This is a genomic window from Peribacillus sp. JNUCC 23 (assembly GCF_053653995.1).
The window spans coordinates 792,324-817,947 of sequence record NZ_CM132202.1 but is presented as its reverse complement, the minus strand read 5'-3'; the positions used below and the strand labels follow the sequence as shown (position 1 = coordinate 817,947).

At 37.4% G+C, this 25,624-nt stretch carries 20 protein-coding genes and 3 pseudogenes; 7 read left to right on the top strand and 16 right to left on the bottom strand.

Translation table 11 applies throughout. The features are described from left to right. Positions 1-85: 85 nt before the first annotated feature. The 3 genes from JNUCC23_RS03985 to JNUCC23_RS03975 are packed head-to-tail and all read left to right on the top strand — an operon-like array spanning position 86 to position 3,814. Entirely contained in the window at positions 86-862 is a 777-nt protein-coding gene (locus JNUCC23_RS03985) for an SDR family oxidoreductase (protein WP_454214432.1), read from the top strand. A 28-nt stretch (positions 863-890) separates the two neighbouring features. Then, positions 891-2,420 (top strand): FGGY-family carbohydrate kinase, encoded by a 1,530-nt coding sequence (locus tag JNUCC23_RS03980; protein WP_454214430.1) that lies wholly within the window; start codon positions 891-893, stop codon positions 2,418-2,420. 47 nt (positions 2,421-2,467) lie between these two features. Further along, positions 2,468-3,814, top strand: coding sequence for an MFS transporter (locus tag JNUCC23_RS03975; protein ID WP_454214428.1), 1,347 nt, complete (start codon positions 2,468-2,470; stop codon positions 3,812-3,814). Between the two features lie 307 nt (positions 3,815-4,121). Here JNUCC23_RS03975 and JNUCC23_RS03970 read toward each other — a convergent pair. Then, a pseudogene (locus tag JNUCC23_RS03970) lies at positions 4,122-4,349 on the bottom strand (hypothetical protein); the annotation flags it as partial. Between the two features lie 310 nt (positions 4,350-4,659). On the opposite strand from JNUCC23_RS03970, the gene JNUCC23_RS03965 reads away from it, so the two are divergent. Further along, the gene (locus tag JNUCC23_RS03965; protein ID WP_454214426.1) at positions 4,660-7,638 is read left to right on the top strand and encodes a response regulator; all 2,979 of its coding nucleotides are present in this window, start codon (positions 4,660-4,662) and stop codon (positions 7,636-7,638) included. A gap of 338 nt (positions 7,639-7,976) precedes the next feature. Here JNUCC23_RS03965 and JNUCC23_RS03960 read toward each other — a convergent pair. The 15 genes and pseudogenes from JNUCC23_RS03960 to JNUCC23_RS03890 form a co-directional block, all read right to left on the bottom strand. Continuing rightward, a pseudogene (locus JNUCC23_RS03960) lies at positions 7,977-8,267 on the bottom strand (23S rRNA (uracil(1939)-C(5))-methyltransferase RlmD); the annotation flags it as partial. A 304-nt stretch (positions 8,268-8,571) separates the two neighbouring features. Further along, entirely contained in the window at positions 8,572-9,234 is a 663-nt protein-coding gene (locus JNUCC23_RS03955; protein ID WP_403074490.1) for a bifunctional 2-keto-4-hydroxyglutarate aldolase/2-keto-3-deoxy-6-phosphogluconate aldolase, read from the bottom strand. 12 nt (positions 9,235-9,246) lie between these two features. Next, positions 9,247-9,825: a glucose-6-phosphate isomerase gene (locus JNUCC23_RS03950; RefSeq protein ID WP_454214424.1), complete on the bottom strand. Its 579-nt coding sequence runs from the start codon at positions 9,823-9,825 to the stop codon at positions 9,247-9,249. Between the two features lie 168 nt (positions 9,826-9,993). Continuing rightward, positions 9,994-10,935 carry a shikimate dehydrogenase family protein gene (locus JNUCC23_RS03945; protein ID WP_454214422.1) on the bottom strand — a complete coding sequence of 314 codons (942 nt, stop codon included), beginning with the start codon at positions 10,933-10,935 and terminating at the stop codon, positions 9,994-9,996. Positions 10,936-10,963: 28 nt separating this feature from the next. Then, on the bottom strand, positions 10,964-12,028 hold the full coding sequence (locus JNUCC23_RS03940; RefSeq protein WP_454214420.1) for a phosphotriesterase family protein: 1,065 nt from the start codon (positions 12,026-12,028) through the stop codon (positions 10,964-10,966). After that, positions 12,025-12,981, bottom strand: coding sequence for a phosphoglycerate dehydrogenase (locus JNUCC23_RS03935; RefSeq protein ID WP_454214418.1), 957 nt, complete (start codon positions 12,979-12,981; stop codon positions 12,025-12,027). Before JNUCC23_RS03935 ends, JNUCC23_RS03940 begins: the two co-directional genes overlap by 4 nt. 164 nt (positions 12,982-13,145) lie before the next feature. Then, positions 13,146-14,165 (bottom strand): zinc-dependent alcohol dehydrogenase, encoded by a 1,020-nt coding sequence (locus JNUCC23_RS03930; RefSeq protein WP_403074500.1) that lies wholly within the window; start codon positions 14,163-14,165, stop codon positions 13,146-13,148. 38 nt (positions 14,166-14,203) lie between these two features. After that, entirely contained in the window at positions 14,204-15,241 is a 1,038-nt protein-coding gene (locus JNUCC23_RS03925; protein WP_454214416.1) for a zinc-dependent alcohol dehydrogenase, read from the bottom strand. Between the two features lie 70 nt (positions 15,242-15,311). Beyond that, complete coding sequence (locus tag JNUCC23_RS03920; protein WP_454214414.1) at positions 15,312-16,310, bottom strand: ABC transporter permease; 999 nt, start codon at positions 16,308-16,310, stop codon at positions 15,312-15,314. 5 nt (positions 16,311-16,315) lie between these two features. Beyond that, the gene (locus JNUCC23_RS03915; RefSeq protein WP_454214413.1) at positions 16,316-17,782 is read right to left on the bottom strand and encodes a sugar ABC transporter ATP-binding protein; all 1,467 of its coding nucleotides are present in this window, start codon (positions 17,780-17,782) and stop codon (positions 16,316-16,318) included. Positions 17,783-18,005: 223 nt separating this feature from the next. Beyond that, a complete protein-coding gene (locus JNUCC23_RS03910; protein WP_454214411.1) occupies positions 18,006-19,076 on the bottom strand; it encodes a substrate-binding domain-containing protein in 1,071 nt (356 codons plus the stop codon). A gap of 352 nt (positions 19,077-19,428) precedes the next feature. Continuing rightward, complete coding sequence (locus JNUCC23_RS03905; protein WP_454214410.1) at positions 19,429-20,058, bottom strand: HAD family hydrolase; 630 nt, start codon at positions 20,056-20,058, stop codon at positions 19,429-19,431. 45 nt (positions 20,059-20,103) lie between these two features. Next, positions 20,104-20,880, bottom strand: a complete 777-nt coding sequence (locus tag JNUCC23_RS03900) for an SDR family oxidoreductase (protein WP_454214409.1) — start codon at positions 20,878-20,880, stop codon at positions 20,104-20,106. Between the two features lie 157 nt (positions 20,881-21,037). After that, the gene (xylB, locus tag JNUCC23_RS03895) at positions 21,038-22,555 is read right to left on the bottom strand and encodes a xylulokinase (protein ID WP_403074516.1); all 1,518 of its coding nucleotides are present in this window, start codon (positions 22,553-22,555) and stop codon (positions 21,038-21,040) included. A gap of 93 nt (positions 22,556-22,648) precedes the next feature. After that, complete coding sequence (locus JNUCC23_RS03890; RefSeq protein WP_403074517.1) at positions 22,649-23,410, bottom strand: GntR family transcriptional regulator; 762 nt, start codon at positions 23,408-23,410, stop codon at positions 22,649-22,651. Between the two features lie 288 nt (positions 23,411-23,698). On the opposite strand from JNUCC23_RS03890, the gene JNUCC23_RS03885 reads away from it, so the two are divergent. The 3 genes and pseudogenes from JNUCC23_RS03885 to JNUCC23_RS03875 form a co-directional block, all read left to right on the top strand. After that, on the top strand, positions 23,699-24,568 hold the full coding sequence (locus JNUCC23_RS03885) for a D-psicose 3-epimerase (protein WP_454214406.1): 870 nt from the start codon (positions 23,699-23,701) through the stop codon (positions 24,566-24,568). Between the two features lie 556 nt (positions 24,569-25,124). Further along, complete coding sequence (locus JNUCC23_RS03880; protein ID WP_454214404.1) at positions 25,125-25,214, top strand: hypothetical protein; 90 nt, start codon at positions 25,125-25,127, stop codon at positions 25,212-25,214. Continuing rightward, positions 25,192-25,560, top strand: a pseudogene (locus JNUCC23_RS03875) (DUF418 domain-containing protein); the annotation flags it as partial. The gene JNUCC23_RS03880 and the pseudogene JNUCC23_RS03875, both read left to right, overlap by 23 nt. Between the last annotated feature and the right edge of the window lie 64 nt (positions 25,561-25,624).

Genomic DNA, 25,624 nt, shown 5'->3' with positions numbered 1-25,624 from the left:
CTATCAGAGAAAATAGTTTTATTATGTAAATGTATTTTATAAAACTGTTTTACAAAATAAATTAACAAAAAGGGATTTGGGAAAAATGGGGATTATTGAAAAAATGAGATTGGACGGAAAGAAGATTTTTGTAACAGGAGGGGCAAGAGGTATTGGTAAAAGTGTGGCAACGGCTTTTGCTGAAGCAGGAGCAGATATAGCGATTGTGGACCTGGATATTGAGGAAGCCACCAAGACAGCTCAGGAACTTGAAAAAAATAATGGAATTAAGTCAATTGCCATCAAGACAGATGTCACCAACCCAGCAGATGTAGATGCCATGATCGAAACCATCCTAAAAGCATTTGGTCGTTTAGATGTTGCTTTTTGTAATGCTGGAATCTGCATGAATGTGCCAGCAGAGGAAATGACCTATGAACAGTGGAAAAAAGTCATTGATATTAATCTTACCGGTGTATTTTTAACAGCACAAGCAGCGGGAAAAGTCATGTTAAAACAAGGTGGCGGTTCGATTATTAATACGGCTTCGATGTCAGGACATATTGTAAATGTGCCGCAACCACAGTGCTCGTACAACGCATCTAAAGCAGGTGTCATCCAGTTAACCAAATCGCTGGCAGTAGAATGGGCAACAAGAAATGTACGGGTAAATTGTATCAGTCCAGGATATATCGGAACAGAACTTACCTTAAATTCTCCAAACTTACAGCCATTGATCGAACAGTGGAATGAAATGGCACCGCTTCACCGAATGGGTAGACCAGAAGAGCTTCAGTCCATTTGTGTTTATCTGGCAGGAGACACGAGCAGCTTTACTACAGGATCTGACTTTACCATCGATGGAGCTTTCACTTGCATTTAATAGATTAATAATTCGGGAGGAAGCATCTATGAATTACTTACTCGGTACAGATATCGGAACATCCGGTACCAAAACAATCCTAATGGACACGGAAGGAAATTTAATCGCTCAAGATTTACAAGAATACGATGTGCTAACCCCAAAATCATTATGGGCAGAGCAGTGGCCGGATGTATGGCTGGATGCAACGAAAACATCGATTAAAAACACGGTACAAAAGTCAGGAGTACCTGCGGGGAAAATCCGTGGAATCGCCATTAGCGGGCTTTATGGGGGTTCAGGAATTCCATTGGACGAAAACATGGAACCAGTTAGGCCGTGCATGATTTGGATGGACCGAAGAGCCGAAGCGGAAACAAAGTGGGTCTTAGATCATATTGGAGAAGAAAGACTCCGCGAAGTTACCCATAATGGAGCTGACCCCTATTACGGCTATACCAAAATGTTATGGATGAAAAATCACGAACCGGAAAATTGGCAGAAAACCAGGCTCTTTCTCCCGCCCAACGATTATGTAATCTATAAACTGACCGGACAAATTGCCATTGATTATTCCTCTGCAGGAAATATCGGCGGGATTTTTGATATGAATAACCGAACCTGGTCTAAAGAAATGATGGATGCGATGGGAATTCCGCTGTCGATGATGCCGGAGAAAATCGTGGAATCAACCGATATTGTCGGTGGATTGACCAAAGAAGCCGCGGAGGAGCTGGGCCTTTCAGAAGGAATGCCTGTGGTCGCCAGTGGGATTGACAGCGGTGCTGCCAATATCGGCCTAGGCGTATTTGAATCTGGTATTTATGCAGCGGCCATTGGAACTTCGATGTGCGCAGCCTTAATATCTGATCAACCAGTGAAAGGGAAAGATTTGATTGTTTGGCCGTATTTATTTGATGCGAAAAGACTTTCCTATTATTTTGCCGGAGGAGCTACAGCTGGAGCGATTGTAAAATGGTTCCGTCAGACGATGTGTCAATATGAATTGGAAACAGAAAAAGAAGGCGGAAAAAATGCCTATGATGTGTTAAATGAACAGGCCGCAGACATTCCAGTTGGAAGCGAAGGGTTGGTTGTCCTTCCTTACTTTATGGGAGAACGAAGTCCTATTTGGGATTCTGATGCAAAAGGTACCATCGTGGGACTTTCATTGGCACATACAAAGGCTCATATTTATCGTGCCTTTCTGGAAGCGGTTGCCTTTTCTCTACGAGATGCGATTGAAGCGACCGGAGAAAATATAGGCGAATATATCTTACTTGCCGGTGGTGTAACAAATTCAAAATTGTGGAGACAAATCTTCGCTGATGTCACAGGCTATCCAGTGGTCTGCCCGATTCATGATGTAGAAGCAAATATGGGCGATGTCATGCTTGCTGGTATTGGTACAGGTCTTCTCTCTTATGAAGATGTGAAGAAATGGCAGGTTCTCGATCAAAAAATCATGCCAAATAAAGAGAATCATAGGATATATAATGACTATTACCAAGTTTATAAATCAATCTATCAAAATTTAAAGTCTAATATGAAAACGTTGACAAGACTTTCTGCAACATAATTTGAGCATATGCTTTACCAATTTTAAAATAAGGATATGTGATAACAATGAATAAATGGAAAAAAAGAATTGGATACGGGGCGGGCGACTTCGCCTGCAACCTCGTATTTAGTACAATGGCGTCTTACCTGTTGTTTTTTTATACAGATGTCTTTGGAATCTCCGCAACCGTTGCTGGTACCTTAATGCTAGTAACCAAAATCATTGATGCTTTTGCCGATACCGGAATGGGATTATTGGTTGACCGAACTCGGACTAGATGGGGACAAGGAAGACCCTACTTCATAATTGGAGCCATTCCGTTTGCTGTCTTTACGATCATGACCTTTATGGTTCCCGATTTTAGTATGTCAGGAAAAATTCTCTGGGCGTATATCACATATTGCTTGTTGAATATTGCTTATACGGTGGTTAATATCCCGTTAAATACGATTGTACCGAGGTTAACTTCTGATAACCACGAGCGAAACTGGTTAGTATCGACTCGTATGATTTGCGCGTTAATTGGAACCGCTTTAGTTATGTCGATTACGACGCCAATGGTGAATTTCTTCGGTCAAGGAGATAACCAAAAAGGTTATTTCATTACGATGACCGTTTATGGCATTGTCGCAGTGCTCGTATTTGTGTTTACCTTCATAAATACGAAAGAGGTGGTTCCGCCAACCGTTCAACCTGGGAAATCCTCTTTTAAACAGGATTTTAAAGGATTGACTGGCCCTGCCGTTATTTTCTTTATCTTGAATTTTCTCTATTTTGGTCTTTTTGTCATTAGAAATACAACCGTTATCTACTATTTCACATACAATTTGGGCCGTACGGATTGGCTGACGTTTGTAGGACTTTTCGGTATTCTCTCTGGTCTGCCCATACTGCTAATATTGCCCTGGTTGCAGAAGAAAATGCCGAAGAAAAATGTATTGCTTTTAAGTACAGCTATTTATATTGTTGGAGATTTTGTCATTTATTTTGGAAAGTCATCACCTGGCTTGCTGATTGCCGGTTTAGCCATTACCGGGCTTGGAATCTATGGCATCTTCGGCACCACTTTTGCGATTCAGCCAGATGTAATTGATTATTCAGAGTACAAAAATAATCGAAGTATTGCGGGGATGATTGCCGCTTTCCAAGGATTTTTTGTAAAAGTAAGCCTAGGCCTTGGGAGTGCAATTGTAGGCGTTATTTTGAAAATGGGCGGTTATATTCCGAATGCTAAACAAACTGAAACCGCTTTAAATTATATTGAAATAAGCTTTATCTGGATACCACTTGTCATCTGTGTACTAATCGCAATCACCATAATTCCCTACAAGCTCGATAATAAACGGGCAGAAATGGACATAGAACTTGAACGCCGCCGATCAGGCGCAGTGCCAATTCAAAACATTAGGTGATCCATATGGACAGCTCTTTTGCAAAACTATCATGATTTAAGAAGAATGATATAAATCGAATGTCCCCGACTAATCGGTATAGTGTGAAGCGAAGTGGAGAGCAATGTCTCTCTGCTTCTTCTTACTGTTATCCCCTTTTATAGATTTTCCCCTGCATAAAACGTCATGCATATGAAATCAATTACTACTAAAGTAGTTATAAGGATAAAGCTTTGAAACCGTAAAATTCAGAAAAGTGTCTTAAAACACATTAGCCAGAATACCCACTTACACGCTCTTCTTATTTTGCTGTTGCTTAACAGTTTCATATAAAATTCAGGATTTTTTTGGTCTCAAGTGAGGAAATCGTAGCTGCGTAGTTCAGTTCAACAGGTCTACCAAAATACGATTTCTTCGTTACCACAGCGAAGATCGGATCAATGTCGATGTTAGAAAAAATAGCCTCAAAACGGTGGGTAGGTTCTAAATCAAATAATCCTTGTAGTCCAAATAGGCTTCCTTGCCGTATAATAGTCCATAGGGGGTCTTCCTCCAGTCTTATAAGTTTGTTGTGGTGACTACTTATTTCTACATTCTGGGGAGGTACTCCTTTTTTTGTTCCCTATGGTCCTTAAGGCTCTAAGGGTAAAATTGATTCAATATAATTTTTTTAATTGCAGTATTTTGGTAAAATTTAAGAAAGGCGTTATTCCGTATATATTACACATTAATTGTACAGTTCTTTATCGAATCAAGGGCCGTCAATGATCATGCGCATTAAATATTCTCAATTTTCAAATGGTTTAAACTATTAAAATAATTATCTTTTAGAAAAACCCCTAAACGATGAAAGGAGATGAAACTCATTGGAGAAATTCAAGAAACCTTCAATATTAATTACATTGGTCTATACATTCGTTTATTATTTGTTGATTGTACTATGGCCAACAAACCTATTAGGAATTGGATTAATTGCAATTTTAGGTCCATTGATTGCAATTACATTTATAGGTATAGCCAGTTATCATATAAAGGAAAAAGAGGAGAAAAGATTTTGGCTCATTCTCTGCCTCGCATTATTTAGTCAATTTATTGGGGAAATAATATGGAGATACCACCAGTTTGTTTTAAACGAGTACAACCCATTCCCAGGTTGGGATAATTTGTTTTATGCCATGTTTAGTATTATATACAGTATTGCTGTAATTTATAAAATATTTACAAAAAAAGTGAAATATCGAACAATTCAACTTTTTTTTAATTCCTTTATATTTATGACTGTGTTAACAACAATATCGTGGGTTTATTTCTTAAAACCATTTTTACATAATTCTGAAATATCCACTTTTAAACTCATTATCTCGGTCACTTATCCGGTAGCTATTTTAGGGGTTATGTTTAGTATTGCGTTGCTTTTCTTTTTTAATAAAGGGATTTTTTCGCCTAAAATCATATTTTTAAATGGTATAGCAATGATTATTTACACCATTGTAGATTGTTTTTGGTTATTCTATTCAATTACTTCTACATTTGATCTTTTGTCACCTTTAAACCCAGTATGGAATTTCTGTCTATTATTAATAGGTATATCAAGTTTTTATTCTGTCAAAATGAAGGATAATCTATCACAAGAAAAAAAAGAGCATGAAAAACCGTTCTACAGACTGTTTAATATATTACCATATTTTAGTTTGCTGATTTTCATCATTCTTGGTATGACCAAAAAAGAAGATTACTCAAGTTTTGTAATAGGTGGAGCATTTATTCTTTTATTTATTGTCATTCGACAAGTCATTACAATTTTTGAAAATGAGTCCTTAGTTCGTCAACTTAAAATTAGAACAGAAGAACTCGAAATGACCCAACTTGAACTGATTGAACTAAAAAATATTGCAGAGAAACAAAGCTGGATAAAAACAAAAATTGCTGAAATTGCTACGATGCATTCAGGGATAGCTGATTTAAACTCTTTAGCAAATCTGTTCATATCAAAAGTCACGCCTATGGTTGAAGGATCTTATGGGGTTTTCTATATAAAAAATGAAGAAGGAACTGAAAGGCTTTTCCAAAAAGTAGCTGCTTATGCTTATAATCAACAGAACATTGGTGCAGAGAGCTTTCGTTTAGGAGAGGGTCTTGTAGGACAGTGCGCATTAGAGAATCGTATGATTCTGCTAGACCGAGTGCCTGAGAATTATATTAAAATTACTTCTGGTGTTGGTAAAGCATCGCCATCAGCCATTTTGATTATACCAGTAAAATTTGAAGGAGAAGTTTTAGCTGTTATTGAATTAGCTTCATTTAAATCTTTTAATACTGAAGAACAAATGCTGCTAAAAGAATTAATGGACAATCTCGGTGTCAATATAAACAGTATACTAAGAAATATGCAGTTTAAAAAGCTGCTCCAAGAGTCACAGGCTTTAACAGAAGAACTGCAAAGCCACTCTGAAGAGCTTCAATTGCAGCAAGAAGAGTTAAAAACAGTTAATGAGCAACTTGAAGTACAAATTGAACAGTCTGAACAGAAGACAAAAGAGGTAGAGCAAGTACAAAGCATTCTTGAAGAAAAGGCACAACAGTTAGCCATTAGTTCTCAATATAAATCAGAATTTCTTGCTAATATGTCCCACGAGCTGCGCACACCGCTCAACAGCTTGCTGATTCTAGCCCAATTGCTAGCTGAAAATGCCCATGGAAACCTGACTTCAAAACAAGTCAATTATGCGGAAACTATTTTTTCTTCAGGAAATGATCTGTTACATTTAATAAATGACATTTTAGATATAGCAAAAGTGGAAGCAGGGAAAATGGAAATTAATATTAATGAAGTATTACTTAGCGACGTTAAGGATTTTGTGGAAGCACAATTTACCCCTGTTGCACGTAAGAAAAATATAGAGTTCAACATTCTTCTTGATTCTAATTTGCCCAAATCGATTCATACCGATAAGCAGCGTTTACAGCAAATTTTGAAAAATTTATTATCGAATGCCTTTAAATTTACCGACCATGGTTCTGTTTCATTCATCATTGAAAAAGTAAAAAAAGAGTCACTTACAAACTTGCAGACGTTAACTCATTTAGATATTGAACTTGCATTTTCAGTTAAGGATACGGGAATTGGCATACCAGCAGAAAAACAAGGCACTATTTTTGACGCTTTTAAACAAGCTGATGGAACCATTAGCCGCAAATATGGCGGAACAGGATTAGGACTTTCCATTAGCCGGGAAATCTCTCACTTATTAGGTGGCTTTATTGAAGTTGAAAGTACAGTGGGCCAAGGAAGCATTTTTTCTTTATTTTTACCGAATCAAAATAATATAAACACAAATAGATTATCGCTAGCTGAAGCAGAGATAGCTACGGGGCTTTTTGAAGATTCCAGTTCCGCAACATCGGCCCCATCTGTGACTCGATTACAAGATGGTGAACCATGGATAGGTTTGCTTGAAAGAAGGGAATTGTTAGAGGGCAGAAAAATACTTTTAGTTGATGATGATATCCGAAATATATTTGCATTATCATCAGCACTTGAAAGTTATCAAGTTGAAGTATTGTTTGCGGAAAATGGAGAGGAAGGTATCGCAATTTTACAAAGTAATCCAGACATCGAACTAATTCTCATGGATATTATGATGCCTAAGATGGATGGATTCCAGACAATTCAATTTATACGACAAATTCCTGAATTCAATAATCTTCCTATTATTGCACTTACAGCGAAGGCAATGAAATATGATCGAGATCAATGTATTGATGCAGGTGCTTCAGATTATATTAGTAAGCCAGTAATCATGGAACAATTATTATCTATTATGCACGTATGGCTATATAAATAGGTCAATGAATACAGGGAAAATAATAAAATTAAGACCTTTTATGTTTAATTGATAGAAACATAAAAGGTCTTTTTATATACCTCATTTACTTATGGTACGGTTCACTACCATTAATCCTAAAAAACCCTGCCATACGGCAAGGGTTTAGCATTATTATTTCTGTTCAGAAATATTATTGTATTGCTACTCCATCCCTCTCAAACCCGCATTCCCACTCTACCTAAATTCTACCATTTAAAATAGAGTCCTGCACAAATCCACATTTTCCACAGGAATATCAGAACTTTGTTTTGATTTTGCTATGAGTTTGTTATGAATGGCAAGGGTTTATTATTCCGTTACAATTTCAACTTAAGCTCCGTAACAACCTCAACATGGACAGTCTGTGGAAACATATCCACAGGCTGCATGCTCTCCACCTTATAAAGCTTACTCAACTCCTGCAAATCCTTCGCCAATGTTTATGGATTACAAGACACATTCACAATCTTCTTCGGTTTTACCTTCATAATCGTGTGTAGTAATGCTTGGTCGCAGCCGGTTCTTGGTGGGTCGACTACGATGACATCTGGTCTAAAGCCTTCTTTGACCCAACGAGGCTTGACATTTCCGGCTTTTCCTACTGCGTGAGACATAAGGACAGGTAACCTGTCCCATTAGTTGCCCTCTTCTGAAAATACGCTTTAGCGTGATATATCTAAGTAAGGTTTATAAGAGATACTGGATGCAACCATTTCTATCCTTAAACGACCACCTAAAGCAGATGGTCGTTTAAGAAATTTTTAAGAATCATACCAGTTTTCCATATGAACTATCTTACAAAAAAAATTAACCAAATTCGAAGGTAATCAAATGGACACGGTTAATGATGATCCCGTGTCCATTTGTTAGCTAACTTTATTCAAGTTTTCGTGTGCTGGTCCTGGCTAATATTTATCTTCCCGAGAATGCTTTTTCTAATCTTGCCTCTTTTATTTTTTGGACAAACTGTTCGGCTAATGAGGAAATGGTTTTGTAATCACCAGTTTTGGCACTAGCAGTGAGCGATCCTCCAGCACCTACAGCAACAGCTCCTGCTTTAATCCATTGCCCTACATTATCAAGGCTTACACCTCCTGTTGGCATAAGACTGGATTTAGGTAGAGGACCTTTAATTGCTTTGATAATATTTGGTCCAAAGGCTTCCCCTGGGAACACTTTTAAAATGTCAGCACCAAGTTCCATTGCTTTGACCACACCATCAACAGTCATTACACCTGGCATACATGGGACTTGATATCGATTGCACAGTTTAAGAGTTTCTTCATTGAGATAAGGACTGACAACATATTCTGCACCTGAAAGCAAAGCAATTCGTGCAGTTTCAGGATCTAATACGGTTCCGGCCCCAATAATAATCTCGTTTTGGTATTCTTTAGCCAACTCTTCGATGACTTGGGTAGCACCTGGAACAGTGTAAGTAATTTCAATCGCCGCTGCTCCTCCTTTTAGACAGGCTTCGGTAATTTTTTTCGCTTCATCCGCATCGTTTGCCCGGACAACTACAACTAATCCTGAGTCAGTAATTTTTTTTATAACTTCCCATTTATTACTCATAGTATACGCCCCTTATTCTTTCCATTTTGGATTATCAATTATTTCAGGCTTTCCATCTCTTTCAACAACAAGTTTTCTGTATCCCTTGGTTTCGATGGTACCGTAGTCATGACCGGCATCTGCGCGGAATGTAAAGAACGTCACAAGTGGCTCATTTCCAAGATTGATGCTTCTATGTGCATAGCGTGGTGGTACATAGACGGCTTTTCCTGGGGAGAAATACTGTATATCCCAATCCCCTTCCGGATTTTCCATTAACATGGCTCCATAACCACTTAAGCAATAGTACACTTCACCTGTGTCTAAAATGGTATGGAAGTGACCTTTCGTCATAAAATACTCATCGCCAACTTTTCCTGGGTAGACGATACTTGTTCCGAATAATAGATTACCTGGCGTTTCTGGTAGGTCAAGTTCGTAAAACTCATAGACTAGCGGATCGTCGTTTTGTATTGCTGAATCAAAAGCAACGTCATCTGCATACATACCCTTCATTTTCGAAAGCGGACGCTTAGTTGAATTTTTCGCTTGGGAGTAGCCAGTAATAAGATCAAAATCAATAGTAAATGGTTTTAAAACTTTTTCAGTCATCCTTAAGTCACCTCTGTTTGTTTTTATATTAACTCTTTCATTTTATTAAATTTGCATCTGCCATAAAGTTCAGCATTAATCCATTCAGAGTGTTGAACCACATATGTGCTTAGTTGGTTATTGGGTTTATCATTCTAATAAAACCAATAGAGTTCATTCGAAAATTACTTACCTTGTTTCATTTGAAATTTGTTCAATTCGGTCGAAAACAGATCCGGTTATGTCAATATGGAAGACTTCAGCAACAACCTGCGTCCAGCCGTGGATGAAGTAAATCCAGCCATCTTCTATATAAAGGTCTTTTGTTTCTTTTTGAGCTAGTGCTTGATGCATGAAATCAAGCCCCCCCCGATAATTCAATTCCCAGACTAAGCTCTCTTCAGGAAACCTACAGCTATCAGCTAATGGTGAACCTGGTCGATCTTTTCCTAACCCGGTTGAATTTATTATTAGGGAATGCGGTTTAAGTTGAGCAAGCAGGTCATCGTTCTGGCCTTGTTCTGGTGTTAAATGGTATTCAGCTTCTACATCAGGATTAATTTCTTGAACAATTCGTGCAATCTCATCAAGACGCGGTTGGCTACGGTTTGCGATTACCACTTTCGATGGGATGTTTCCCCTTTTTTTAGGATCTAATAGGTAGGAGCAAATCGCTATGGCACTGCCGCCTGCTCCCATAATGAACAATTCTCCACCGTGATCATTCCAATAGTTTTCTGGAATAAAAGCTTCCATTGCTAAACCGCTAGAAATAGGGTCTTTTGCATAGCCTTCAAGCCTACCATTCTTTTTGGAAATAGAAGAAAGTTCACCAAACATGGTTGCATAAGGATCAAGGTAATCAAAGAGATCCTTAGCAGCATGATAAAGGTCAATCTTATGGGTAGTTACAAGGGCCCCTAGCGATAATTCATCATCCTTGATAAACTGCACCACATCCCGATAGACTTGAGGATCCGCATGAATATCGATATCAATCCCTTTTAAGACCGCTTTTTCAAGTCCTAAAGCTTCCGCCCAAAGAGGGAAAAGCTTCATGATGGAGGATTTCGTGGTAGTTACACCGATAAAATACATAGTTGGCTGAGTTGCTTTTTCTGGTAATTTCAATGGAAAATCTCCTCTCTGTTCTCCTGTTTTATGTTGTAAAAATATGTTTACTGAATGCTTTTGCCGGGTTTTCGTGGATGAATTTTCGGATTAAGGCTTTTGATACACCACTATACTCGAGTCTGGGCAAAAAGCTTTTGACCAAATAATCCAAACCGAGTTCACCACCGTAGCTTCTTAATCGCTTGCGGGTGGAATCCAGTCCGAGTAAAATTTGATTTTCATAACCTGCCTCAATCAGCTTAATAATCAGCTCTACTTCTTCGTCATCCGAATGATATTTAAATCGTCCGATGGTATCGAGTTCCAAATAAACCCCCGTGCTCGCAACATGAAGCATATAATCAACGTTATCCATTTTTCGGTCTAAATGGCAGATGATTAATTGGCTTGGAGCAACGCCTAAATCTGTAAACAGCTTAATCTGATCAAGAGCTCCATACCCGAGTTCAGTGTGACTCATGATGGGTGTCCCAGTAGCAATCGCTGCCTGGGAAGCAGCTTTGAAAAGCCGATAATATTGACCTCCCACACCTTCAAAATCCGCGGCCGTCTTAATAATACCTGCCCTTGCCACAATCTTTTCTACAGGCCATGCATCTTCTCCATCTGCATACATCCCGTCTTCCAGTTCATCTATAAATAGTTCAGTGAGTGTATCAACATCTGCCGTTCGAATCCAATGATTTTCAGAGTAAAACATTAATTTATGAAACCCAGTGGAAGCAACGACCTGAATACCTGTTTGTTGCGAAGCAGCCATTAACCACTGACTATGGCGGCCACTTCCAATGGGTTGGGCATCCACTACGGTCGTACCACCAACCGCTTTAAACAAATTCAGTTCCTGAGTGGTTTTATCAAAATCATCTATTTGCAAAGAAGAATCTATTTCAGCATTTGGGCCTTTTTTTAAAAAAAGATGCTCATGACTGTGACAAAAGCCGATTTCTTCCGACGCTATTGGCCCAGTTACAGTGGTAATGACTTGGTGATAAGATTGCTCATTGCCACTTACATCCTCTTGGCTCTCAATAATTAAACCCTTAGATGAATTCGGTACACTAGTTAAATAATCTAAGCCATTATTCATTTTGCAACTTCCTTTTGAGCAAGCATATTGATGATATTTTCCGTTGAAGTCATTGCCATTCGTTCCACTGCCTCATAGGTAAAAGCACCAATATGCGGTGTTAAGATGAAATTTGGAAGTGCCACTAATAAATCCCCTTGTTTTGGTGGTTCAGAAGAGTACACATCCTGTGCAGCAACGGCTATCTCCTGATTAACAAGCGCATGATAAAGCGCTGCTTCATCCACGAGTTCTCCACGAGATGTGTTAATAAGGATGGTAGTTGGCTTCATTAGTTTTAATGTTTCAACATTGATTAGCCCTTTTGTCTCTTCCGTTGCCGGCAAGTGAAGGGAAATAATATCGGACATTTTTAATAGTTCTGATAACTCGTCGGCTGTTTGGATATTATATTTTTCAAGGAATTCGAAGTCATTAAAATAAGGATCATAGATTGTAACTTTCATACCAATTCCAACTGCTCTCTTGGCAACCTCTTTTCCAATTTGTCCGCCACCAACTAGACCAAGGTTTTTATTAGTTAACTCGAAGCCAATGCTTCGTTCCCATCCATATGCTTTAACTCCAGCGGCTATACTCGGTAAATGTCTTGCACCCGCGAACATAAGAGCAATCGCATGTTCAGCCACTGAAATCGAATTCGTTCCTACCGCATTTTTTACAAGGATTCCAAGTTCGTCTGCTTTTTTAAGATCAATATTATCCATACCAACCCCATATTTAGAGATTGCTCGTAAGCTCTTGCATTGTTCTAGAACATTAGATGGAAGTGGATCTACACCTATGATAATACCGACAACATCATCATTGGCTAGCTCGATGATCTCTTCCTCCGTCATCGTTCTGCCCAAATTATTTTCGATGATCTCATAGCCATGTTCCTGAAGTAGCTTATGAGCCTTTTCTTTGTAGTTTTTAAATGATTTAGGCGTGATTAAGATTTTTTCTTTCATTACATCCTCATCCCCCTATAGTAAGTTCTTGATTTTTCAGTCAATCGTTTCCGGTCTATTAATTGTTATTATGTAGTTATGTCACGACATAACTGATTAAAAATTTTATTTGGAATAGGCAACGCTATTTCCAAATAAACATAAACATTACGATTGAAAAAATATTAGTCTATTTCGATCATGACCTTCATCGCATAGTCTTTCTGCTCATCAATAAGAGCATAAGCTTTGGCATAATCTTCAAATTTCACTCGATGCGTGATTAACGTATCAAAATCAATTAAACCTTCATTGACAAGTTCAATTGCTTTTACATAATCTTCTTCACGATACATAGCACTGCCGAGTAAGGATAGTTCGTGGTCTTGCACATAGCCCATGTTGATATTTGCTAGCTCTGCAAATACACCAACAACGATGATGGTACTTCCTTTTCGGGCAGAATTAATGGCCTGGTTAATGGTAACATTGATTCCTATGCACTCAAATATAACGTCTGCTCGGTCATTACCAAAATTCGCAATGATACCATTCAATATGTCCTCATTTTTAGCATCAATAGTCTTAATGCCGCACTTTTCAGCAACTTCTAAACGATATTTACTTAGTTCTGATATGAGCACTGATTCTGCTCCCATTGCTTTAGCTGTTTGGGCAACGAGATTACCAATTGGCCCCCCGCCTAGCACTAGGATCTTTTTATTCGTTACATCTCCAGCACGTCTTACAGCATGCACGGCAACAGCAAGAGGTTCGATCATTGCTCCATGCTCAAAACTCATTTCAGCAGGTAGTGCTAATGCTTTACTAGCATCGACGACAAAATACTCGCTTGCCATCCCTGTTGTTTGAAAACCCATAACCTTCAGTTCTTCACAGTCATTATATAATCCATGGGTACATTGATAACACTCGCCGCAGACTACTTGTGGCTGGATGGTAACTTTATCTCCTATCTTAACATTCGTAACTTCAGAGCCCACCTCAACAACTTCTGCTGATACTTCATGACCTTGTACTACCGGATAACTAGTATAAGGATGTTTCCCGTGATTCACATGGATATCAGAACCGCAGACTCCGATTCGCTTCACTTTAATTTTAATTTGGTAAGGCTTTACTTTTGAAACTGGTACATCATTAAATTCAATTTTACCGGGCTCAACCATAATTGCTTGAAGCATTTGCACATCCCCCTCATATTTTGAAAAATAAATTCCCATCAAGATGGATAAGTAATTATTGCTTTCTTTAAAATTCGATGATTCGTATACTCTTCAAAAGCATCCAAAATATTTTCAAACGTAAAGTAATTTGAAACAAAGTCCTTCAAGTTAATCTTGCCTTCCCTAATCCAGGATAAAATCTGACCGTACGACTCACTTTCCTCAAGCTTAGAGGGCATTTGTTGGAAATTAAGCTTCCAATTGTAGGGAGCCTTACTCCAATCAAGCTGCATTTGATTGTACTTTGGTACACCATAACAAAGTATTTCTCCTCGATCTTCAATCAATTCCATCGCTTGATTAATAATCTCAGCAGTCCCAACAGCGTCTAAAACATACTTGACTCCATTAGGGTATAATGTTCGGATCTCATTCTTAATATCAGTCTCTCTGCAATTAAAAGCGGCATTTGCCCCGTTCTCCAAAAGAACGTTCTGCTTTTCCACACTTCTAGCAATTCCAATAATCGACTGGAATCCCATTAAACTCATTAATTTGATAAAGGTTACGGCAACAGGTCCGCTGCCGAAAACAACAATACTATCATCTTTATTAATATTAAAATATCTAATCGTGCTATAAACTTCTCTTAAGGTAATTAGAATTGTTGCATCTACCGGGTCAATATCAACAGGTACAACCTGCTGTGCATAAGCAGCCTCAGGAATATCATCCTCCTGGTAAGCAGACTTATCATTTATAACACCGTACTCACTAAACGCTCCCCAGGCCGAACCTAAAGAGCCGTATTGTTCTTCATCCTCATCGTTAAAAGGAAGCAAAACAATATCTCCGACTTTAAAGCTTGTTACCTCAGAGCCTATCTCAACGACTCGGCCTACACCTTCATGTCCAAGCATTAAGGGATATTTCTCTCTAGGAAAGCCTTTAAATTCAGATTTAATAATAGTAGCATCCGTACCACAAATTCCACAGCTGATGGTTTTTACCAAAGCTTGTTTAGAATTGTATTTGGGAACGGGTACTTCTATAATCACTAATTGGCCATCAGAATTTACTACTAATGTTTTCATAAAATTCTTCGCCCTTTCATTACTTATTGATTTTCTAATCTCTGCCCCTCATACAAAGGCTCCTAAACTATTAAACTGTCTTTTCAGATTTATTAGTTAAAATCCCCAATAATACCGCCGCGATAATTATGAAGCCTTTAATAATGTCCTGCGGATAAGATGGGACGGCCATTAAGTTCATAATATTTCCGATTAATCCTAATATAAGTCCGCCAGCCACTGCTTTCACTACAAAGCCCTTCCCCCCTGCCAGACTTGCCCCACCGATTACACAAGCAGCAATGGCATCCAACTCTTGACCCATTCCTACTGTAGCACTTCCGGTTGAAGATCTTGCTGCAATAAAAACACCTGCTAATGCGGCTAGCGCAGCTGACACAGCATATGTTGACATGATGTATCTTTTTGTCCGGATACCCGCAAGCTGTACTGCTGTTGGGTTACTACCGATAGCAATAGCGATTCGTCCCCAACTGGTATATTTTTGTACAAACGCGAATACAACAATCAAAACAATAGCTATGAGAATAATTGGGTAAAAGAATTCCTTGCTTACAATCGTATCTAGAGTTCCAGATTCGAGTTTAACTGGTCTTCCTCCCGTAATTACAAAGGAAACCCCTCTTGCAATAGTCATAGTAGCTAAGGATGCCACAAACCCCTGCATACCTGCGTAGGCTACTAAAATACCCGTAAATAATCCAAAAATAATTCCGATCACAACAGCAAGAAACATTGCCGGAAGATAATTCATTCCCATATCACTAATTAAAATGGCAGATACGGTCGCTCCTACAGCCATAACTGAACCGACTGATAAGTCAATACCACCTGCTACGATAACAAATAACATCCCAATAGCGACTAATATTGGCGCTGCCTGTTGAAGAGCAATATTCCTCAGGTTCATGGATGTTAAAAAGGTATCGGTAAGCATACTGCTGATAATGATTAATAATACTAGGATGATATACGTATTGTTATCGATCAGGAATTGTTTGAAATTAAGCTTTTTATTTTTTTTTTCTTTAGTCAGGTTTTTGTTATATCCCAATTCCATGTTAGCCATATCTCTTATACCCCCATTGCAAGTTTTATTAGGTTATTTTCAGTCAACCCAGACTTATCTACCTCTCCGGCTATTAATCCTTGACGCATAACAATGGCACGGTCACACATTCCGATAATCTCAGACATTTCAGAGGAAATAACGATAACCCCTACACCTTCTTCGGCAAGCTGGTTAATAATCTTATAGATTTCTGTTTTCGCACCAACGTCTACCCCTCGGGTAGGCTCATCAAATACAAGACATTTACAATCCGCAGAGAGCCATTTTGCAAGGGCAATTTTTTGCTGGTTTCCTCCGCTTAGACTATTTACATCATCTTCCATAGAACCGTACTTTGTAGCTATACTAGCCAACAAATCTTCCACATACTCTTTTTCTTTATTATGATTAATAACACCGAATTTCGTTATTTTAAACATTGACGCTATTGTCGTATTCATCCGAATGGATTGCTCTAACAATAAGCCTTGTTTTTTTCTATCCTCAGGGAGAAGTCCAAATCCTTTATTTATTGCCTCTTTTGGATCTTTAAAATTCACTTCTTCTCCAAAATAAATTACTTTTCCAGATTTCTTTTTATCTACTCCAAATATAGCCCGCATTGCTTCAGTTCTGCCTGAGCCTACTAAACCACTAAATCCAACTACTTCACCACTTTTAATTGAGAAGCTGACATCTTTAACCAGGTTTCCGGCACTTAAGTTATCAACCTTTAATATTTCTTTTCCTATTTTCGTTTTGCGTTCAGGGAACAATTGGGTAATCTCTCGTCCAACCATCATGGAAACTAATTCTTCCTTATTAATAGAGGAGGTAACTACTGTATCTACATATTTCCCATCTTTTAATACGGTAATGTGATCACTGATTTCTAATAATTCTTCGAGACGATGAGAAATATAGATAATACTAACACCATTATTTTTTAAATTATTGATAATGGATAGTAACTTTTGAGTCTCAGAAAACGTTAATACAGCCGTTGGCTCATCAAAAACTAATACATTTGATTCTCTTGCAAGACATTTAGAGATTTCCACAATTTGTTGATATGCAACACTCAAACTCCCTACTTTTGCGTCTGGGTCTATATCATCGAACCCAAGCTTTTTTAATTCTTCCTTCGCCCTCTTTTTCAACATCTTCCAATTAATTAACATTCCAGAATCAGCTAGTTTATCAATAAAGATATTTTCTGCAACAGTAAGATCAGGTGCCAGCATAAATTCTTGATAAATAACTGAAACTCCTAAATTAATAACATCTTTAGGTGATGTAATTTTTGCTTCTTTACTGTTAATTAATATCTGGCCATTATCATTTTGATAGGCACCTGCTAAGATTTTCATCAAGGTGGATTTTCCAGCACCATTTTCACCTATTAATGCATGGATTTCCCCTTTTTCAACATTAAGAGAAACATCCGTTAAAGCTTTCACACCGCCGAAATGTTTTGTAATATTTTTCATTTGTACGGCATATTCTTTCTGCATAATTTTTGTCTCCCCTTTCTATAGAAATAATGATAAAAAGTAATCCTCCTCTTTCGTAAAATGGCAGATCTTTAATTCAACTGACTTCACTTATAATAATTTTTATATGATAGCAATAAAACCAAAACCCTAAAGATAAGTGGTACTGTCTATTACTATCATTGCCTTTAAGTAATAGACAGTTTGTAGATTTTAGTTTCTAGAAACCGAATTCATAATATTCGTCTACATTTTCCTTCGTTACAGCTGCTGGCTTTGTTAAAGTAATGTCTTCGTAGCTCCACATATCTTTGCCATCCACTAAAATTTCTTCGGCAATCTTAACACCTAACTCTGCAACTTTATAAGGACTGTTTTCACCTGTAGCATAGTATTTGTCTTCTTTAATTAAGTCATAAGCTGCTTTCGCTCCGTCCGCAGCAGCAACAATATCAACACCTTTAGCCCCAGAATTTTTAAGCGCTGTCATTGCACCAAATAACATATGATCGTTTTCACCTAATACAGTTGTTAAACCTGGATTAGCTGTAATCAGATCCTCAGAAGCTGTTAGACCCTCTTCCTCAGTCCAGTTCCCCCAACCTTGTCCTGCAACCGTAAATTTCGCTTCAGCATGAGTGGCTTTACCCTTTGATGTTAATTCTTTATCAAACGCTTCTGCTTGCTTCCAAGCTTCTTCTTCTGTAATTCCAGTCTTTCCTTCAATAATACCAGCAAAAAGACCTGTTCTTCTTTCCATACCTGCTACATTCCCTTTAGCACCGCTTAGGATAATAGATTTAATTTCTTTATCCGCCATTTTTTCAGCATAAGTTAACCCTACTAATCTACCATTTTGTTTATTATCTGAATAAACCGTTGTAATATCTTTAGCTCCTTCGCCAACTCCACTGTCGAGGTTAATAACACCGATTCCAGCTTCTGCAGCTTTATTAATACTAGGAACTGCGGCATCTGGTTCAATGCTATCTAAGAAAATTAAGTCCATACCTTGAGCAATAAAAGTTTCCATGTTTTCTGCTTCTTTTGTAGTATCTCCATTTGCATCTAGGACCGTTAAATCCCAACCTTTTGCCCCTGCATATTCTTCAACAGCATCAACTAATGACACAAAGTAAGGCGAATCTTGAGTCTTGATCGCAAAACCAACTTTAAACTTTTCATTACCCGATTTTCCGTCTCCAGATGATCCCTCTGAAGAATTACATCCAACTAGTAACACTGCCATTAACACACCTAATAGTAATGAAAATAAAGACTTTTTCTTCATGTGCATATCCCCCTATATTAGATCGTATTTTTCAATACATTGTATTGTTACTACATTACAATGTATGCATGTCCATACTATACAATAAAATGATAGCGTTATCAATATTCTTATTAAAAGAATTTTAAGAAAAATAAAAAACACTTCTATGTTTTGCTTTAGATATAGTGAAACTTCATTCAGTGGGGTTTTCTTCATCCCCCACCGACGCTTCTTCAATTCCTCTAAGCCTTGAGATGGGGGTTTTACCGCCCGTCAATACCAGATAAATTTTACATAAATTATAATTATCTACTAATAAAATGAATATTCTAAAAATAATTAATAGGAGTTTATTAAAATTGAAACTATATTAAATTTTAATAAGTGATAATTGATTTAGTTCATTTAACGACTCAATGACATCGTCGAACTTTTCAACATTTCCAAACCCGTATTTAGCATAAACAAAAGGTATGCCAGCTTCCTTTGAAGACGTAGCATCTAACTCTGTATCGCCTACATAGATAGGGTTCTTTAAATGATTACGATCAATAATCATACGGATATTATCTGCCTTTGACAGCCCCGTCCTACCCGGGTATTCAAAATCTTCAAAGTAACCTTCCAGTTGATTTCCTTTAATGAAACTTTGAATATAACCTTCCTCACAATTGCTTACAATAAAAAGCCGATAGTTTTTCTTTAGTTCATTTAATGTCTCTAGAAGACTTGGGAAAATTATGCCACCATCTTCTTCAAGGTACTGACATTGTTTCCTAGAACTTTCCTGCATAATAGCTTGGAGTACTTCATCTGAGGCATATGGAAATAATCTCTTTGCAATAATATCAACTGGTAATCCGTACAGGCCTTTTAATTGATCAGCTGTCACTTGAACACGAATATGATAGTTTGAAGCAGCATCTGACCAAATTTGCGCCCCTATATGGGTGGTATCCCATAGAGTCCCATCTAAATCAAATATAATACTATCAATCATATTAAAATCCCCCTCTGAAGCTTCCTTAGGCATGAATAAGAGTTATTAAACAATCGTGAACCCACCATCAATAATTAAATCTGTTCCAGTTGCAAAGGATGAAGAATCAGATAGCAAATAAATTACAGCACCAGCTAATTCTTCTGGCTTACCCATCCGTTTATATGGGGTTAGCTCCTTCCATAAATCTTGCCAATCCTGTCTAACAAATGATGTTAATTCTGTAAATATATAGCCAGGACTTATGCAGTTTACTCTTATTCCTTTATCAGCCCATTCGACTGCTAGGGATTTAGTCAATTGAACCACACCGGCCTTTGATGTATTGTAAGATGCTTGCTGCTGCGGGTAATTGACAATCGTACCTGACATAGAAGCTGTGTTAACGATAGCACCTTGCTTATCACGAGCAATTAAATATCGTCCAAAAGCCTGAGCTACAAAGAAAACCCCATTTAGATTGACATTAATCACTTTAAACCATTCATCCGAGGTTAAATCAATTGCTGGTTTTTGAATCACAATTCCTGCATTATTAAACAATAAATCTAATTTCCCCATTTCGGCATCTGCTTTTTCAATAGCAACGGCAATCTCCTCTGGCTTTGTTACATCAACCCCTATTGCCATTGCTCTGCATTGATATTCTCTTTCGATTACATCCGCCGTAGCCTGTGCCTTTTCTGCCTGTTGGTCAAAAATCACAATATCTGCACCTACTGCTGCAATATGTTCAGCAACGGCTCTCCCTATGCCCTGTGCCCCCCCAGTTATAAGTACTACTTTTCCTTCAAGTGAGAATAATTTTTTCAGCATATCCATACATATAGTCTCCTTTAACAATATTTATAGGTGTGAAATAGTGACTTGATCATAAAGTGAAACTTCAATAAATGCACCTACTGCATAACCTTCTTTTTGAGCATCCATAAACATTTTTTGTAGTAAATAATTAAATAATTATCCATATCAACATTAACTATTTATCTATTGCAAAAACATCTTTCAAGGCAAAATAACAATTATCAAAGACTTTCTTAATAGGCTGATAGTCTATAACTGCCTCTGAATTAGGTGTATGTACATGATTAATTTCAATGAATTGATTAATGATATTAAAATCTTTATACATTCCTACCCCTACACCACCTGTTACAGCAGCTCCCATACTACCTGCTTCTTCTAACAGGTTTGGGACAATAATCTTCGCATTATATATATCCGCAATGATTTGGCGCCAAACAGCACCTTTCGCTCCACCGCCAACGACAAGCATTTCATCAATATCCATATGTTTGCGGAGAATGTCCAAAATGATAGAGAGATTCATCGTTACCCCCTCTAAAACACTTCGGAGTAAATCTCCTCGTTGATTTTCAGATTTCAAACCAATAAAAGCACCTTTTGCCTGAGCATCCCATCTAGGAGCTCTTTCCCCAAGGAGATACGGAAGAAAAATAACACCGTTTGAGCCGACAGGAGACTGTTCGATTTGTGTATTCATATATTCATAGGGTGACTTCCCATTGGCCTCTGCTTCTTGGATTTCATATTGGCAGATGGTATTTTTCACCCAATTATAGGAACCACCAGCAGTTTGCATAGTACCATTTGGAGCATATAATCCAGGAACTACATGCGCCCAAGTAACCGTTCTCATTTCTTCGTCAAAAATCGGTTTTTCAGAAGCTGTCGTAATCCATGCGGATGTCCCGATACTACAATAGGTTTTCCCAGGACTTATGGATCCTGCGCCTACGCTTGCCGTTACACCATCACCACCACCAATAACAACAGATGTTCCTTCAGCTAAACCTGTTGCTTCTGCTGCTTTCTTTGTTACTCCTCCAGCAACAAAGGTTGAGGGCTTTAATTCAGGAAGTTTATCTGTGTCTATTCCTGCATATTCGATAATTTCATCTGACCATTTTAAATTCACCAAATCAAAACATCCATTACTGTTCCCATCTGAATAGTCTGTATAAAAATTCCCCGTAAGTCGGGATACAATGAAATCCTTTGCATTTAAGGTTTTATAGGTTTGCTCATATATTTCCGGTTCATTATCCCGAACCCACATAAGCTTTTGAATTCCATATGAGGCCGTATTACGATGTCCGACAATATGATAAAAGTCCTTTTGCGTGATATACTCTTCAATTTGGGCTACTTGTTTTTGGGCACGCTGATCAGCCCAAATAATTGCCCTTCGTAAAGGATTCCCTGATTTGTCCACACAAAGACACCCCATCATTTGGCCGCTAAAGCTAACAACGGCAATATCTAGCGGATTAATACCTAAAGATCCAATTAATTTCTTACTTGTGATGCATACGGCCTTCCACCAATCCTCTGCATCCTGCTCTACCCATGTGCCATTAAAATAATCAGTAGAATAAGAATAAACAGAACTCCCGATCAATTTACCATTTTCTGAAAATAAAGTAGCCTTATTCCCCGATGTTCCTAAGTCATGAGCTAAAATATATTTTGTCATTTTTTTAGCACCCCTTAAATCTATTCAAAAATCATATATTTTTTTATCATCTATGCTCCCATTCGCAAGGATGGAACCATAGATGATAATGAACTATTTTGGTGAATTGGCCGAGATTATTACCTCGAACCTGTTTCTATCTCCCCTATATCTCGCTAATGAGTATTCAATCGGTTCGTCATATACGTTGTAACCAATCGAAAGAAATTGCTGTATTGCCATATCACTGCTAATATTTAGATTTTCTATATCATAATCGTCTGCCACTACAGCTTCTATGAAACGACGGATTTTATATATCTGCGTATCATCATGTAATGCTAGAACAGGATACAATGACTCTTTTTCTAAATCATGATTCAAAACAAACTTGCACTTGTTAAATGGAAGATACGTCTTTACCATGACAATCGGATCTTCATCAGCAAAGCGTTTACGATGAATGTAGACTACCTTTTCATTTGGTTTTAATTTAAGCTCTTTTGCCACTTCAACAGGAGCTAGTATCACTTCAAACTCAAGAAGCTCTGTGCTAGGGACTCTTCCCAAATCTGCAATTTGGTCATTAAAAGAACCTAAAGCCTGAATGAAACTTTGGTCAATTTTTGGCTTGGATACAAATGTTCCTTTACTTTTCACACGATATAACCAGCCCTCTTGAGCAAGTTCCGTTATTGCTTGCCTTACGGTTGTACGGCTAATCCCAAACATCTCACTCAATTCATTTTCTGTAGGAATCAGACTCCCAATCTTATAATTACCTTCTTTGATTTCTGATAATATTAGTTCTTTTAGTTGGAAATATAATGGTATTGGCACCGATTTATCCAATCGCACATTTTTCAATAAAACCATTCCTCACTTCATTCCTTTTTCTATATATTCTCTTCTATTAACCTAGATTTTATTTGAATTTCCAAATTCAATATCTTATATTTTCCTTGACATATTCCTTCAGAGATTCTTATTATTGATACATAGCATATTAATATCGTATTGTTACTACATAGTAACATACTTAAATTACGAATTCAATAAACAAGAAATTGAAAGTTCGTCTGACCTCTTATTTTTTGTAAGCACTTTCTCTATATTAGAGGAAGTTTATACACTATTAAAATTATAATAATGGAGGCGTTAAGAATGAAGTATGGAATCTATTTTGCTTATTGGGAAGAAGATTGGGATACAAATTATCTGAAATATGTAAAAAAAGTTTCTGATCTTGGATTTGATGTGTTAGAGGTAGGAGCTGCAGGAATTGTCAATATGTCTGAAGAAGATTTATATTCTTTAAGGTTTGAAGCCGAGAAATACAATATTACTTTAACGGCAGGAATTGGACTTCCAAAAGAATACGATGTATCCTCCCGAGATGAAAACATTAGGCAAAATGGAATTGATTTTATGAAAGAGATTTTAGATGCACTGCATAAAGCCGGTATACATAAGATTGGCGGTACCATCTATTCTTATTGGCCTGTAGATTACACAAAATCAATAAACAAACCAGAAACTCGGAAACAAAGTATAAAGAGTATGAGGGAATTAGCAGATTATGCTGCTCAATATGATATTACCCTGTTAATAGAGACTTTAAATAGATTTGAGCAATTTTTAGTGAATGATGCGAAAGAAGCGGTTGAATTGGTAAAAGATATAGGAAAAGACAATGTTAAAGTCATGTTAGACAGCTTTCATATGAACATTGAGGAAGATTTTATTGGTGATGCCATTCGTTATACTGGTGATTATTTAGGGCATTTCCACATTGGTGAATGTAATCGAAAAGTGCCCGGCAAAGGTCATATGCCATGGTCAGAAATGGGGCAGGCACTTCGTGACATCAATTATGAAGGCTACATTGTGATGGAACCATTCGTTCGCCCAGGAGGCATTGTAGGTTCGGATATTAAAATTTGGAGAGACCTTTCTGAAAAAGCAGATGAAGCTAAATTGGATGCCGATATTAAAGAATCTTTACAATTTGTAAAAAGGGAATTTCTAAGATAATTATAATTTAGTAGATTGATTTAATGTAATCTCATTTATTGGATTGTTTTACTTACTTTCCACATTCGATAGAAGTTTATAAAACGGATGTTTTAACCTGAAAAAGCTGCCGTATTGATTAAATTAGGCAGCTTTCATTATGGTATTATTCTACTGACAATGCTTAATGTGATAGGGTTCGGAAATACGAGTTTGTTTATTTTCGCTACTACCTACAAAAAGTTTTAATAAGGAGAAATACCTTTCTTTATTTTTAAATAATAATATGCTTAGCTCTACTACGAGCTAACTTATTGTGTTTCAGTTAAATTCCCATACCATATCTCTCTATATTACAAACTAAAATATGAAAAATCTCCTTTAATAATCATAACATCAATCTATTCCCTTTCTAGTATTAATGTCTTCATAATTATTTACAGGCAGTCAATCGAGTATATCTAAAACCTTTATACTTCTCTTCTTTTTCAGCTTGAACTAGTTCCCTTTGAAAACTAACACCTCCTAATTTATTTTATTGAGACGAAATTCCCTCCAGGACGGCGATAAGAAAAAAGTGAAGCATTTACGTAAAGATTTGTGCGAGCTAGGGGTATCTGTAATAGACCAAGGAGAAGATCAGTATGACCTTTCCATTAAACATTAGAACAACAAGAAGAAAAAAACGTGCCGTTTCATAAGATCTAGCTAGAGGTGCTATGGTACTACTAATTGCACTTGCACATGCCCCACTATATTTGTACGCCACTAAACCTGGGATCATGCATAGGGTGGAAAGTATTAACTTCTTTGATCAAATCGTGAACCTTTTTGGCATGTTCATTATTGATAACCGAGCAAGAGCGATGTTTGCCGTTTTAGTAGGGCATGGGTTTGTTCTGGCATTTGAAAGTCAAATCTCAAAAGGAAAAAGTGAAAAAGATTCCTTAAAGACTATACGTCGATGTTCCCGGTATTTGATTCTATTTGGAATTGTTTTAGCTTTCTTCATTCTTCTAATTGCTTAAGAAATGGATACATAAAATCTTGATAATCTGGAACAGCCATACTTATTTC

Bases quoted from the DNA above. Each gene is read 5' to 3' on its own strand.
- JNUCC23_RS03980 (WP_454214430.1), top strand. From the start codon at position 891: ATGAATTACTTACTCGGTACAGATATCGGAACATCCGGTACCAAAACA.
- JNUCC23_RS03975 (WP_454214428.1), top strand. From the start codon at position 2,468: ATGAATAAATGGAAAAAAAGAATTGGATACGGGGCGGGCGACTTCGCC.
- JNUCC23_RS03940 (WP_454214420.1), bottom strand. From the start codon at position 12,028: ATGAATAATGGCTTAGATTATTTAACTAGTGTACCGAATTCATCTAAG.
- JNUCC23_RS03910 (WP_454214411.1), bottom strand. From the start codon at position 19,076: ATGAAGAAAAAGTCTTTATTTTCATTACTATTAGGTGTGTTAATGGCA.
- JNUCC23_RS03885 (WP_454214406.1), top strand. From the start codon at position 23,699: ATGAAGTATGGAATCTATTTTGCTTATTGGGAAGAAGATTGGGATACA.
- JNUCC23_RS03890 (WP_403074517.1), bottom strand. From the start codon at position 23,410: ATGGTTTTATTGAAAAATGTGCGATTGGATAAATCGGTGCCAATACCA.
- JNUCC23_RS03905 (WP_454214410.1), bottom strand. From the start codon at position 20,058: ATGATTGATAGTATTATATTTGATTTAGATGGGACTCTATGGGATACC.
- JNUCC23_RS03900 (WP_454214409.1), bottom strand. From the start codon at position 20,880: ATGGATATGCTGAAAAAATTATTCTCACTTGAAGGAAAAGTAGTACTT.
- JNUCC23_RS03930 (WP_403074500.1), bottom strand. From the start codon at position 14,165: ATGCTTCAAGCAATTATGGTTGAGCCCGGTAAAATTGAATTTAATGAT.
- JNUCC23_RS03925 (WP_454214416.1), bottom strand. From the start codon at position 15,241: ATGAAAACATTAGTAGTAAATTCTGATGGCCAATTAGTGATTATAGAA.
- JNUCC23_RS03935 (WP_454214418.1), bottom strand. From the start codon at position 12,981: ATGAAAGAAAAAATCTTAATCACGCCTAAATCATTTAAAAACTACAAA.
- JNUCC23_RS03955 (WP_403074490.1), bottom strand. From the start codon at position 9,234: ATGAGTAATAAATGGGAAGTTATAAAAAAAATTACTGACTCAGGATTA.
- JNUCC23_RS03915 (WP_454214413.1), bottom strand. From the start codon at position 17,782: ATGAAAAATATTACAAAACATTTCGGCGGTGTGAAAGCTTTAACGGAT.
- JNUCC23_RS03920 (WP_454214414.1), bottom strand. From the start codon at position 16,310: ATGGCTAACATGGAATTGGGATATAACAAAAACCTGACTAAAGAAAAA.
- JNUCC23_RS03985 (WP_454214432.1), top strand. From the start codon at position 86: ATGGGGATTATTGAAAAAATGAGATTGGACGGAAAGAAGATTTTTGTA.
- JNUCC23_RS03950 (WP_454214424.1), bottom strand. From the start codon at position 9,825: ATGACTGAAAAAGTTTTAAAACCATTTACTATTGATTTTGATCTTATT.
- xylB (WP_403074516.1), bottom strand. From the start codon at position 22,555: ATGACAAAATATATTTTAGCTCATGACTTAGGAACATCGGGGAATAAG.